Consider the following 12,799-nt stretch of genomic DNA (forward strand, 5'->3'; position numbering starts at 1 on the left):
TCAGGCCGCCGAGCGGTCGCGCTCGCGGTCCTTGTCGACGTACGCCCAGAGTCGCTGGTTCGCGAACACGGCGTTCGGGTACGGCGCCCGGCCGCGGCTGCCGTTGTAGCGGCCCAGCGTCATGAACAGATCGCCCTTCTCGCGGTCGAGGTAGTGGCGCAGGATCACGCAGCCGAAGCGCAGGTTGGTCTGCATGTGGAACAGCTTGGCGGAGTCGCTGTCGCCGATCACGCGGGTCCAGAACGGCATCACCTGCATGTAACCGCGCGCACCGGCGCTCGACACCGCAAACTTGCGGAAGTTGCTCTCGACCTGGACCAGACCCAGCACCAGGCTCACGTCGAGCCCCGAGCGCTTGGCCTCGTACCAGACGGTTTGCAGGAACTCGATGCGCGTGGACGCGTCGGCCACTTTCTTGCGCAGGCGCTCGCTCATCTCGCCGAGCCACCGCAGGTACGCAAGGCGAGCCTCGGTGTCGGCAAACTGCGGCACCGGCGGCGCCTTGTTGTGGACAGCCGAACTCAGCGCGGTGCGCACCGAGTCGATCAGCGGCTCTTCGATCTGCGCACCGGCCCAGGCCGTTTGCGGCAGCGACAGAGCCGTCAGGGCGCCTGCCGCAACGCTGCCCACACCTAACAGGCAGCTGCGTCGCGAAAGGCCCCCTGCCACGCTCATGCCGCGAGCTTGCCGGCGATGAAGTCGGCGATGCCGGCCGCAGGCACCTTGGTGGCCGCGGCGTCGCGCCGGCCCTGGTACTCGAGCTGGCCTTCCTTGAGGCCGCGGTCGGAGATGACCACGCGGTGCGGCACGCCGATCAGTTCCCAGTCGGCAAACATCGCGCCGGGGCGCTCGCCGCGGTCGTCGAGCAGCACGTCGACGCCCTTGGCCAGCAGCGCTTCGTAGAGCGCTTCGGCCGCGACCTTGACCTCGGGACTGCGGTCCATGCCGATCGGGCAGACCACCACGGTGAACGGCGCCAGCGCGTCGGGCCAGATGATGCCGCGCTCGTCGTGGTTCTGTTCGATGGCAGCGGCCGGCAGGCGCGTGATGCCGATGCCGTAGCAACCCATCTCGAGGAACTGCGGCTTGCCGCCTTCGTCGAGGTAGGTGGCGTTCATGTCCTTGCTGTACTTGGTGCCGAGCACGAAGACGTGGCCCACTTCGATGCCGCGCTCGATGGCCAGCACGCCCTTGCCGTCGGGCGAGGCGTCGCCGGCGACCACGTTGCGCAGGTCGGCCACCAGGTCGGGCTCGGGCAGGTCGCGGCCCCAGTTGACGCCGGTCATGTGGAAATCGACCTCGTTGGCGCCGGTGATCCAGTCGGCCAGCACGGCGGCCTCGCGGTCGGCCACGAGCTTGACGGGCTTCTTGAGGTTCAGCGGGCCGAGGTAGCCCGGCTTGCAGCCGAAGTGCTCGTCGATCTCGGCGGTGGTGGCAAAGCGGAAGCCCTTGTCGAGGCCCGGCAGCTTGCTGACCTTGATCTCGTTCATGTCGTGGTCGCCGCGCAGCAGCAGCAGCCAGACCTGTACGCCCTTGATGTTGCCGGTCGCGTCGAGGACGTCGGTGGCCAGCACCAGCGATTTGACCGTGGTCGCCAGCGGCACGCCGAGCAACTCGGCCACGTCGGCGCAGGTGCTCTTGCCGGGCGTGGGCGTCTTCTCGAGCGCGTTGGCGGCGGCGGGACGCGGGCCGGCCGGGGCAAGCGCCTCGGCCTTTTCCATGTTGGCCGCGTAGGTGCTGTCGGGGCAGTAGACGATGGCGTCTTCGCCGGTGGCGGCGATCACCTGGAACTCTTCGCTCAGGTCGCCGCCGATGGCGCCGCTGTCGGCCGCGACGGCGCGGTAGCGCAGGCCGAAGCGGTCGAAGATGTTGCGGTAGGCCTGCGCCATGATTTGGTAGCTGGCCTTGGCCGCGTCGAGGTCGCGGTCGAAGCTGTAGGCGTCCTTCATGATGAACTCGCGCCCGCGCATCAGGCCGAAGCGCGGACGGCGCTCGTCACGGAACTTGGTCTGGATCTGGTAGAAATTCTTCGGCAGCTGCTTGTAGCTGCGGATTTCCTGGCGCGCGATGTCGGTCACCACCTCTTCGCTGGTCGGCTGGATCACGAAGTCGCGGTCGTGGCGGTCCTTGATGCGCAGCAGCTCGGGGCCCATCTTGTCGAAGCGACCGGTCTCCTGCCAGAACTCGGCCGGCTGCACCACCGGCATCGCGAGCTCGACGGCGCCGGCGCGGTTCATTTCCTCGCGCACGATGGCCTCGACCTTGCGGATCACGCGCAGGCCCATGGGCATGTACGTGTAGATGCCCGTGCCGAGCTTCTTGATCATGCCGGCGCGCATCATGAGCCGATGGCTCGCGACCTCGGCGTCAGCGGGCGCTTCCTTCAGGGTGGAAACAAAAAATCGGGAAGCTTTCATCGGGATCGCGCAGGTGGGTTCGAAGTGAGGAGGGAGACAGGCACCCCGGATAGACCCTGAGAGCCCGGAACCGGTCGCTTGCCGAGGGCAACCCGGCATGCATAATCGACTCAGTTCAAAAATTGGGGTTTGATTATGCTCGACCGGGACGGCTTCAGGCCCAACGTCGGCATCATCCTGCTCAACCAGAGAAACCAGGTTTTCTGGGGCAAGCGCATACGCACGCATTCCTGGCAGTTTCCGCAAGGCGGCATCGACCGTGGCGAAAGTCCCGAGCAAGCCATGTTCCGGGAACTGCACGAGGAAGTCGGGCTCCATCCGGAGCATGTGCGCATCGTGGCCCGTACCCGCGACTGGTTGCGCTACGAGGTGCCGGATCGGTTCATCCGCCGTGACGCACGGGGCCACTACAAAGGCCAGAAGCAGATCTGGTATCTGCTGCAACTTGTCGGCCACGACTGGGATCTCAACCTGCGTGCCACCGACCATCCCGAATTCGACGCTTGGCGCTGGCATGACTACTGGGTCCCGCTCGACGTGGTCGTCGAGTTCAAGCGCGGCGTCTACGAGATGGCGCTTACCGAGCTTGCTCGCTACCTGCCCCGGCAGGATTTCCGCAACCGCTTCCTGCGCAGCAACGTGCGCGCCCGAGAATTCGAGCGCCACACGCTGGACCATGGAGCACCTGCGGGCCTCGACCTGCCGCCCGGCGGCAGCTTCGATCCGCATCCCGACCTTCCTTCTGCGAGCGATGAACCTCCTCCCAAGAACAGCGCGCCTTCTTCTTTCCCGACGCCACGCTGAGCGTGCGCTCGTCATCGCCTGCGTCAGCCTGCTGGCTGCCTGCGCCTCTCGCGGCTACGACACCGACAACCCCGACTGGGCCCAGGCCGGCATGCCACCCGCGCCCAAGAGCACGGAGCAGGACAAGGAGTGGGAAGAAACCGCGGTGCCGCCGCCGCCCGCCTTCAGCGAAAGCCGTCTGCTGCCGATCACGATGCCGCCCTACATGACGCTGAAGTTCGGCGTCGACCCGAACACGATCGCCATCACGAAGGATGGCATCGTGCGTTACGTGGTGGTGGCACAGAACCGGGCCGGAGGCGCCGTCAATGCGTTCTACGAAGGTGTGCGCTGCTCGACGGCAGAGATGAAGAGCTATGCCCGCTACAACAACGGCGCCTGGCAGGAAACCAAGTCGCCCGAGTGGAAGCGCGTGAAGGACATGAACTCCAGCTACGTGCCGGCGCTGGCATCCCAAGGCCTGTGCCGCGGCAACGCGCCGCGCAGCTCGGTCAACGAAATGGTTCAGAACATCCGCAATCCGCTGCGCGAACTGCCGTGAACCGACGGCGGGGCATGGCGCCCCGCCTTGGCGATCAACCCGGCATCAGCACCATGTTGTCGCGGTGCACCATCTCCGGCTCGGCCGCGTAGCCCAGCAGCCGTTCGAATTCGGCTGACGGCTTGCGGCACAGCAGCCGGGCCTCCATGCTCGAATAGTTGGCCAGACCGCGGGCCAGCTCGACGCCGTCGACGTCGCGTACCGCGATCACGTCGCCGCGCGAAAACTCACCCGACACACCCGTCATGCCGATCGGCAGCAGGCTCTTGCCTTCGCCGCGCACCTTCGCGGCCGCGCCGGCATCGACGATGACGGCACCGCGCAGTTGCAGGTGATCGGCCATCCAGCGCTTGCGCGCCTGGTGCTTGGCGGTCTGCGCCACCAGCAGCGTGCCGATGGATTCGCCGCGCGTGAGCCGCAGCAGCGCGTCGGCCTCGCGGCCCCAGGCAATGACGGTCGAGGCGCCGGAGCCCGCCGCGCGCTTGGCCGCGAGGATCTTGGTGATCATGCCGCCCCGCCCGATGCTCGAGCCGGCACCGCCGGCCATGGCTTCGAGCGCCGGGTCGCCTGCGGCAGCTTCGTGCACAAACCTGGCGTCGGGGTCCTTGCGTGGGTCGGCCGTGTACAGGCCCTTCTGGTCGGTCAGGATGATCAGCGCATCGGCCTCGACCAGGTTGGCAACCAGCGCGCCGAGCGTGTCGTTGTCGCCGAACTTGATCTCGTCGTTGACCACGGTGTCGTTTTCGTTGATCACCGGCACCACGCCCAAGCGCAGCAGCGTGACCAAGGTCGAGCGCGCGTTCAGGTAGCGTTCGCGGTCAGCCAAGTCGGCGTGCGTGAGAAGCACTTGCGCGCTGCCGATCTGGTTCTCACGCAGCTTGGTCTCGTACATCTGGGCCAGGCCCATCTGCCCGACGGCCGCTGCGGCCTGCAGTTCGTGGATCTCGTGCGGCCGGGTCTTCCAGCCCAGGCGCTTCATGCCTTCGGCGATGGCGCCGCTCGACACCATGACCACCTCGCGCCCGTCGCGCACCAGCTGCGCCAGCTGCCGGCACCACTCGCCGATGGCGGCTTCATCGAGGCCGCGCCCCTCGTTGGTCACGAGGCTGGAGCCCACCTTGACGACGATACGGCGGGCATCCCGCAAGGCAGTGGAACCGGAATTCGAGGTCATGAAGGAAGAAGGCGTGTTTCAGGGATGCAGCCTGCGCTGCTTGCTATCCATTTTGCAGCACCGAAGGCGCCGCAACGCCCTCAGTTTCCTTCGGGCGGCAGCGGAACGAAGCGCGGATCGACCACGACGGTTTCGTGCTCGGCCACCTGCTGCGCCTTGACCTGCTGGTACACAGCCTTGATCAGGTGCTCGCAACCCTCACGCGTGAGCGCCGAGATCTCGAAGACCGGGCCCTTGAAGCGCAGGCGCTTGACGAAGTCCTTGACCAGTGCCGCGCGCTCGTCGCCAGGCACCATGTCGAGCTTGTTCAGCACCAGCCAGCGCGGCTTGTCGTAGAGCGCGGCATCGTACTTCTTCAGCTCGCCCACGATGGCCTTGGCCTGAGCGACCGGGTCAACAGCATCGTCGAACGGCGCCATGTCGACCACGTGCAGCAGCAGGCGCGTGCGCTGCAAGTGCCGCAGGAACAGGTGACCGAGGCCGGCGCCTTCGGACGCACCTTCGATCAGGCCGGGCAGGTCGGCGACCACGAAGCTTTGCTCCGGACCGACGCGCACCACACCCAGGTTGGGGTGCAGTGTGGTGAAGGGGTAGTCCGCGATACGGGGACGGGCATTCGAGATGGCGCTGATCAGGGTCGACTTGCCCGCGTTGGGCATGCCCAGCAGCCCCACATCGGCCAGCACCTTGAGCTCGAGCTTGAGGCTCTTCTTCTCACCGGGCCAGCCGGGCGTCTTCTGGCGCGGCGCACGGTTGATCGCGCTCTTGAAGCGCATGTTGCCGAAACCGCCGTCACCGCCCTTGGCGATCGTGACGACCTCACCTTCCGTCAGCATCTCGTACAGAACCTCGCCGGTTTCGGCGTCGGTGATGATCGTGCCGACCGGCATCCTGAGCACGATGTCGTCGCCCGCGGCGCCGAACATGTCGGAGCCCATGCCGTGCTCGCCGCGCCTGGCTTCGTGCCGGCGCGAGTAGCGGAAATCGACCAGGGTGTTGAGATTCGAGTCGGCCACCGCGAACACGTGGCCGCCACGGCCGCCGTCGCCGCCGTTGGGGCCGCCGAACTCTTTGTACTTCTCATGACGGAACGACACGCAGCCGTTGCCGCCATCGCCCGCGGCGATGTCGATGAAGGCTTCGTCGACGAACTTCATGGGATGTCCAGTTTACAAATGAAGAAGCCCCGGCAATGCGGGGCCTCGGAAAGATCGAAGTGACTGGCGGGGCTTAGGCCGCGGGCGTCACGTTGACCATGTGCTTGTTCAGCGCACCCTTGTGACCGAACGACACGTGGCCGTCGACCAGGGCGAAGAGCGTGTGGTCCTTGCCCACGCCGACATTGACGCCGGGGTGGAACTGGGTGCCGCGCTGGCGCACGATGATCGAGCCTGCGCTGATCAGTTCGCCGCCGAAGGCCTTCACGCCGAGCATCTTGGGCTTGGAATCGCGCCCGTTTCGCGTTGAGCCGCCGCCTTTTTTCTGTGCCATGGAATGTGCTCCTTAGCCGGCGATCGCGCCGATTTGCAGTTCGGTGAACTGCTGGCGATGGCCTTGACGTTTTTGATAGTGCTTGCGACGGCGCATCTTGAAGATGCCGACCTTGTCGTGCTTGCCGTGCGACAGTACCGTGACTGTCACCGTTGCGCCGGACACCAGGGGCGTGCCAACCTTGATTTCAGCGCCGTTTCCGACAGCCAGAACCTGGTCGATCACGATTTCCTGGCCTACGTCCGCAGCAATCTGTTCTACTTTAATTTTTTCGCCGGAAGCAACGCGATATTGCTTGCCGCCGGTTTTTATGACCGCGTACATGTAAACCTCTTAGAAATGAGTCCCCGCAGCGAATTCCGCAGAGCCCAAGATTATAGCGCGGTTTGCGATCGCTCACCACCCCGACGCTGAGACACACCCGGGATTCGTGCACGGCTCCCTATAATTCCGGCGTTCCGGCCTCCAGGGCCGCCCTCATCTTCGCAGCGCCCCGCGCCTTCGCCTTGCCAGTTCCCGCCGCCGACACCTCCCCCACCGCCACCGTGCTGGACCTGATAGCCGGCGACATGGTCGAAGTCGACCGTGTGATCGCCCAACGCCTCAATACCGGCGTCCCGCTGGTCAGCCAGGTTTCGCAATACATCATCTCGGCGGGCGGCAAGCGGCTGCGGCCGGCACTGCTGCTGCTCATGGCAGGCGCACTCGGCTACACCGGCGACCAACGCTTCAATCTGGCGGCCGTGGTGGAGTTCATCCATACCGCCACCCTTTTGCATGACGACGTGGTCGACGAATCGACCTTGCGGCGTGGTCGCGCCACCGCCAACGAATCTTTCGGCAACCCCGCCAGCGTGCTGGTGGGCGACTTCCTGTACTCGCGCGCCTTCCAGATGATGTTGGATGCAAACAACATGCGCATCATGCAGATCCTCGCCGAAGCGACCAACGTGATCGCGGAAGGCGAAGTGCTGCAGCTGATGAACATGCACAACGCCTCGCTGGACGAAGCGGCGTACCTGCGCGTGATCCGCTCCAAGACCGCCAAGCTCTTCGAGGCGAGCACCCGGTTGGCGGCCGTGCTGGCCGGCACCACGCCCGAAATTGAAGAAGCCTGCGCCACTTACGGACAAGCGCTGGGCACCGCCTTCCAGGTGATCGACGATGTGCTCGACTACGCGGGCGACGCCCAGGAAACCGGGAAGAACGTCGGCGACGATCTGCGCGAAGGCAAGACCACCTTGCCGCTGATCTTCGCCATGCAACGCGGTACCCCCGAGCAGAGCGCCCTGGTGCGCGCTGCCATCGAGGCCGGCGACACCGCGCAGCTGGGGAAAATCGTCGAGATCGTTCGCGAAACCGGTGCCCTGGAAGCCTCGCGCGCAGCCGCAGCCGCAGAGGCCGAGCGTGCGATTCATGCATTGCGCGACCTTCCGTCGAATTTGCACGCTTCAGGTTTGCTACAATTAGCGGCTCAGTTGCTTGAGCGACGTGCCTGAAACACCTCCACAGAGTTGGCATCTAGGACGAGTTCTTTTTCTTGCAACCAATCGGGGTGTAGCTTAGCCTGGTAGAGCGCTACGTTCGGGACGTAGAGGCCGGAGGTTCGAATCCTCTCACCCCGACCAGTTTTTCTCGACTGGTCCAGTTAATGTCAGCTCCTGTTGCTGTGTAACGATTTACAGCACAGGCGTGTTCAGCGATGATCGTGAAGCACTTTTTCACATCTTTTGCATTCGCTGAATGGCCGCTGCCGAAATTCCCGTTAAAGAAACTACGCAGATCGCCCTTCCCGGCTTGGCGCGCGCCTTGGTGTCCGCCGGCAAGCTTGCAGCGAAATCAGCCGAAGAGATCTATCAGAAGTCGCTGAGCGGCCGCACCAGCTTCATCGCCGAGCTGACCGGCACCGGCGCCGTCTCTGCTGCAGACCTCGCCCACACCCTGTCGAGCGCTTTCGGCGCCCCACTGCTCGACCTCGATGCCATCGATCACCAGCGCCTGCCCAAGGACCTGCTCGATCCGAAGCTCTGCCATGCGTACCGCATCGTCGTTCTCAGCAAACGCAACAACCGCCTGATCGTCGCCACGGCCGACCCCTCGGACCAGCAGGCCGCAGAAAAGATCAAGTTCGCGTCGCAGATGGGCGTGGACTGGGTCATCGCGGAGTACGACAAGCTCTCGCGCATGATCGAGGCGGCCGCAGTCAGCGCGGCTGAATCCATCAACAGCATCGTCGGGGCCGAGTTCGAATTCGACGATGTCACGGCCGACACCTCGGGCGATGCCAACGAGCAAGCCATCGCCGAAGTCGAAGACGCACCCGTGGTGCGTTTCCTGCACAAGATGCTGCTCGACGCGGTCAGCATGCGGGCTTCGGACATTCACTTCGAGCCCTACGAGCACCACTACCGGGTGCGCTTTCGGGTCGACGGCGAGCTGCGCGAAATCGCCTCCCCGCCCACAGTCATCAAGGACAAGCTGGCCTCGCGCATCAAGGTCATTTCGCGGCTCGATATCTCGGAAAAGCGCGTGCCGCAAGACGGCCGCATGAAGCTCAAGATCGGTCCCGACCGCGTGATCGACTTCCGCGTGAGCACGCTGCCCACGCTGTTCGGCGAGAAGATCGTCGTGCGTATCCTGGACCCGAGCAGCGCGCGCATGGGCATCGATGCCCTGGGCTACGACGCCGACGAAAAGGAGCGGCTCCTCCACGCCATCGGCCGCCCCTACGGCATGGTGCTGGTGACCGGTCCCACGGGCTCGGGCAAGACCGTGTCGCTCTATACCTGCCTGAACCTGCTCAACCAGCCGGGCGTGAACATCGCGACGGCGGAAGACCCGTCGGAAATCAACCTGCCCGGCGTCAACCAGGTGAACGTCAACGAGAAGGCCGGCCTGACCTTCGCTGCCGCGCTGCGCGCCTTCCTGCGGCAGGATCCCGACATCATCATGGTCGGTGAAATCCGCGACCTCGAAACCGCCGACATCTCGATCAAGGCCGCGCAGACCGGCCACCTGGTGCTGTCGACGCTGCACACCAACGACGCCCCGACCACGCTCACGCGCATGCGCAACATGGGCATCGCGCCGTTCAACATCGCATCGAGCGTGATCCTGATCACCGCCCAACGCCTTGCGCGCCGACTGTGCATGCTGTGCCGCGCGCCAATCGATATTCCGCGCGAAGCCCTGCTCGAGGCCGGTTTCAACGAGGCAGACATCAACGGCACCTGGAAGCCATACCGCCCGGTCGGCTGCGCCGCCTGCAGCGGCGGCTACAAGGGCCGGGTCGGCATCTACCAGGTGATGCCGATCACGGAAGCCATCCAGGAAATCATCCTGCGCGACGGCAGCGCACTGGACATCGCGAACCAATCCGAAGCCGAAGGCGTGCGCTCGCTGCGCCAATCCGGCCTTCGCAAAGTCATGCAGGGCCTCACTTCGCTCGAAGAAGTCGTGGCCTGCACCAACCTATAACGAACACACTGAACCGGAGATCGAATGGCAACAGTGGCACCCTCCCGCTCGCAGGTCACACACAAGGAATTCGTCTTCGAATGGGAAGGCAAGGACCGCAACGGCAAGCTGGTGCGCGGCGAGCTTCGCGCCGCCGGCGAGAACCAGGTGCAGGCGGCACTGCGCCGCCAGGGCGTGCTGGCGTCCAAGATCAAGAAGCGCCGCATGCGCTCGGGCAAGGCGATCAAGCCCAAGGACATCGCCATCTTCACGCGCCAGCTCGCGACCATGATGAAAGCCGGCGTGCCGCTGCTGCAGTCCTTCGACATCGTCGGCCGCGGCAACGCGAACGCAAGTGTCGCCAAGCTGCTGAACGACATCCGCAGCGACGTCGAAACCGGCACCTCGCTGTCGGCCGCCTTTCGCAAGTTTCCGAAGTACTTCGACAACCTCTACTGCAACCTGGTGGAAGCCGGCGAGGCGGCCGGTATTCTGGAAGATCTGCTCGACCGCCTGGCCACCTACATGGAGAAGACCGAGGCGATCAAGTCGAAGATCAAGTCGGCATTGATGTACCCGACCTCGGTGGTCGTCGTGGCCTTCGTGGTGGTGGCGATCATCATGATCTTCGTGATCCCAGCGTTCAAGCAGGTGTTCTCCTCCTTCGGCGCTGACCTGCCCGCGCCGACGCTGATCGTGATGGCGATCAGCGAGTTTTTTGTTTCCTATTGGTGGCTGATCTTCGGCGTGATCGGTGGCGGCATCTACTTCTTCCTGCAAGCCTGGAAACGCAACGAGCGCGTCCAGAAGGTCATGGACCGCCTGCTGCTGCGCCTCCCCATCTTCGGCACGCTGATCGAGAAATCCTGCGTGGCGCGCTGGACCCGTACGCTCGCCACCATGTTCGCAGCCGGCGTGCCGCTGGTCGAGGCCCTCGACTCCGTGGGCGGTGCCTCGGGCAACTCGGTGTACGGCGATGCCACCGCCAAGATCCAGCAGGAAGTCTCGACCGGCACCAGCCTGACGACCGCCATGACCAACGTCAACCTGTTCCCGTCGATGGTGATCCAGATGACCGCCATCGGCGAGGAGTCGGGGTCAATCGACCACATGCTCGGCAAGGCCGCCGACTTCTATGAATCGGAAGTCGACGACATGGTCGCCGGTCTTTCCAGCCTGATGGAACCCATCATCATCGTGTTCCTCGGCGTCATCATCGGTGGCATCGTGGTGTCGATGTACCTGCCTATCTTCAAGCTCGGCCAGGTCGTCTGATGCTGGTGTCGCAAGGGTTCGACACCGCGCTGGCGGGTGTGCTGGGGCTATTGGTCGGCAGTTTCCTGAATGTGGTGATCTACCGCACCCCGGTCATGATGTACCGGGAGTGGCTGAGCGATGCGGTTGCCAACCTCATGTCGTCGAAGGACATGCCATCGCTTTGGTCGCTGGTCTTCGGCCCGAAGGCCGTGCCGCCCGCAGGTCTCGAAGCGGCCGCGGACAAGGCGGCCGAAGCCCTCGAGAAACTGCCACCTTTCGACCTGTCACGCCCTGCTTCGCGCTGCGGTGCCTGCGGTCACAAGATTCGCTGGTACCAGAACATCCCCGTGCTCAGCTACCTGCTGCTGCGTGGCCGATGCGCCAGCTGCAAGACCTCGATCAGTCCCCGCTACCCTCTTGTGGAGCTCATCACGGGCGCGCTGTTCGCTCTGTGCGCACATCGCTTCGGCATCACCCCCACCGGCGCGCTCTGGGCAGCTTTCGGCGCCGTGCTGATCTGCCAGTTCCTCATCGACTTCGACACCCAGTTCCTGCCCGATGCATTGAACTACCCACTGCTTTGGCTCGGCCTGATCGGCGCCGCCATGGGCTGGACGGGCGTCAACTTGAGCGCCGCGGTCTGGGGCGCCGTGTTCGGCTACCTGAGCCTGTGGCTTGTGTACCATGGCTATCGCCTGGCCACAGGCAAGGAAGGCATGGGACATGGGGACTTCAAACTGCTCGCCGCATTGGGTGCCTGGCTCGGCGCCGATTACCTCATCGCGATCATCCTCGTCTCCTCGGTGGTGGGCGCCGTGATCGGCCTCACGCTGCGCTTTGCCGGCAAGCTGGCCCACAAGGACATTCCCATCGCCTTCGGCCCCTTCCTGGCCGGTGCCGGCCTGATCTGCCTCGTGGTCGGTCCTGCCGTCGTGAAGCAGTGGATTCCTTTCGCTTTCCCTTTCGGGGCCCTGGCCCTTTGACGACGACAGCGGCATGGCGGTGAAGCGCATCGGCCTGACCGGGGGCATCGGCAGCGGCAAGAGCACGGTCGCAGCGCTGCTGGTGGCCGAAGGGGCGGTGCTGGTCGACACCGACGCCATCGCACGCAGCATCGCGCAAGCCGGAGGCATCGCGATGCCCGCCCTCGAAGCCGCGTTCGGCCCCTCAGTCATCGCACCCGACGGCGCTCTCGACCGGGCCGCCATGCGCCAGCTCGTGTTCACCGACGCGGGCGCCAAGACCCGCCTCGAAGCCATCCTGCACCCGCTGATAGGCGCCGAGACGCAGCGCCAGGCTGCCGCAGCGGGCGACGATGCCATCGTCGTGTTCGACGTGCCTCTGCTGGTCGAATCCGGTCGCTGGCGCGCCCTCGTGGACCGCGTGCTCGTGGTCGATGCCCGGGAAGAAACGCAACTGCAGCGTGTGATGGCCCGCTCGGGCTGGACGCCTGAGGCCGTGCGCGCCGTGATCGCCCAGCAGGCCCCGCGCAAGGCACGCCGGGCTGCCGCTGACGCCGTGATTTACAACGAGTCACTCAAGCTCGCGGAACTGGGCACCGAGGTGCGGGGTCTCTGGAAGCTGTGGGCTGCGGCCACCACGCGATAATCGGAGACCAGCCGCCCCGGCGGCTCTGTAACGATTACGACAAAAAGGCGC

The 12,799-nt window shown here is 65.0% G+C and carries 13 protein-coding genes and 1 tRNA gene; 8 read left to right on the top strand and 6 right to left on the bottom strand.

Annotation, left to right across the window (positions count from 1 at the left end; all coding sequences use genetic code 11):
• The gene (locus CLU95_RS08900) at positions 1–675 is read right to left on the bottom strand and encodes a lytic transglycosylase domain-containing protein (RefSeq protein WP_099792341.1); all 675 of its coding nucleotides are present in this window, start codon (positions 673–675) and stop codon (positions 1–3) included.
• Positions 672–2,417, bottom strand: a complete 1,746-nt coding sequence (locus CLU95_RS08905; protein ID WP_099792343.1) for a proline--tRNA ligase — start codon at positions 2,415–2,417, stop codon at positions 672–674. Before CLU95_RS08905 ends, CLU95_RS08900 begins: the two co-directional genes overlap by 4 nt.
• Before the next feature lie 135 nt (positions 2,418–2,552).
• Between CLU95_RS08905 and CLU95_RS08910 the strand changes: the two genes are divergently transcribed.
• Both CLU95_RS08910 and CLU95_RS08915 read left to right on the top strand, forming a co-directional pair.
• The gene (locus CLU95_RS08910; protein WP_099792345.1) at positions 2,553–3,221 is read left to right on the top strand and encodes an RNA pyrophosphohydrolase; all 669 of its coding nucleotides are present in this window, start codon (positions 2,553–2,555) and stop codon (positions 3,219–3,221) included.
• Positions 3,169–3,762 (top strand): CNP1-like family protein, encoded by a 594-nt coding sequence (locus CLU95_RS08915; RefSeq protein ID WP_099792347.1) that lies wholly within the window; start codon positions 3,169–3,171, stop codon positions 3,760–3,762. Before CLU95_RS08910 ends, CLU95_RS08915 begins: the two co-directional genes overlap by 53 nt.
• A 34-nt stretch (positions 3,763–3,796) precedes the next feature.
• Here CLU95_RS08915 and proB read toward each other — a convergent pair whose 3' ends face one another.
• The 4 genes from proB to rplU form a co-directional block, all read right to left on the bottom strand.
• A complete protein-coding gene (gene proB / locus CLU95_RS08920; protein WP_099792349.1) occupies positions 3,797–4,936 on the bottom strand; it encodes a glutamate 5-kinase in 1,140 nt (379 codons plus the stop codon).
• Between the two features lie 80 nt (positions 4,937–5,016).
• Positions 5,017–6,093, bottom strand: coding sequence for an Obg family GTPase CgtA (gene cgtA / locus CLU95_RS08925; protein ID WP_099792351.1), 1,077 nt, complete (start codon positions 6,091–6,093; stop codon positions 5,017–5,019).
• 73 nt (positions 6,094–6,166) lie between these two features.
• A complete protein-coding gene (gene rpmA / locus CLU95_RS08930) occupies positions 6,167–6,427 on the bottom strand; it encodes a 50S ribosomal protein L27 (protein WP_013543198.1) in 261 nt (86 codons plus the stop codon).
• Positions 6,428–6,439: 12 nt separating this feature from the next.
• A complete protein-coding gene (gene rplU, locus CLU95_RS08935; RefSeq protein WP_042578903.1) occupies positions 6,440–6,751 on the bottom strand; it encodes a 50S ribosomal protein L21 in 312 nt (103 codons plus the stop codon).
• A gap of 182 nt (positions 6,752–6,933) precedes the next feature.
• Here rplU and CLU95_RS08940 point away from each other — a divergent pair, with 182 nt between their 5' ends.
• The 6 genes from CLU95_RS08940 to coaE all read left to right on the top strand — a co-directional run bounded on the left by CLU95_RS08940 (position 6,934) and on the right by coaE (position 12,748).
• On the top strand, positions 6,934–7,926 hold the full coding sequence (locus CLU95_RS08940) for a polyprenyl synthetase family protein (protein WP_099792353.1): 993 nt from the start codon (positions 6,934–6,936) through the stop codon (positions 7,924–7,926).
• A 52-nt stretch (positions 7,927–7,978) separates the two neighbouring features.
• A tRNA-Pro gene (locus tag CLU95_RS08945) sits at positions 7,979–8,055 on the top strand.
• A gap of 115 nt (positions 8,056–8,170) precedes the next feature.
• Positions 8,171–9,904 (top strand): type IV-A pilus assembly ATPase PilB, encoded by a 1,734-nt coding sequence (pilB, locus tag CLU95_RS08950; RefSeq protein ID WP_099792355.1) that lies wholly within the window; start codon positions 8,171–8,173, stop codon positions 9,902–9,904.
• 24 nt (positions 9,905–9,928) lie between these two features.
• Entirely contained in the window at positions 9,929–11,158 is a 1,230-nt protein-coding gene (locus CLU95_RS08955) for a type II secretion system F family protein (RefSeq protein ID WP_099792357.1), read from the top strand.
• A complete protein-coding gene (locus tag CLU95_RS08960) occupies positions 11,158–12,123 on the top strand; it encodes a prepilin peptidase (RefSeq protein ID WP_099792359.1) in 966 nt (321 codons plus the stop codon). Before CLU95_RS08955 ends, CLU95_RS08960 begins: the two co-directional genes overlap by 1 nt.
• Before the next feature lie 13 nt (positions 12,124–12,136).
• The gene (coaE, locus tag CLU95_RS08965; protein WP_180288569.1) at positions 12,137–12,748 is read left to right on the top strand and encodes a dephospho-CoA kinase; all 612 of its coding nucleotides are present in this window, start codon (positions 12,137–12,139) and stop codon (positions 12,746–12,748) included.
• Positions 12,749–12,799: the final 51 nt, after the last annotated feature.

This window comes from Variovorax sp. 54, from assembly GCF_002754375.1.
In the GTDB taxonomy this organism is placed as follows: Bacteria; Pseudomonadota; Gammaproteobacteria; order Burkholderiales; family Burkholderiaceae_C; genus Variovorax.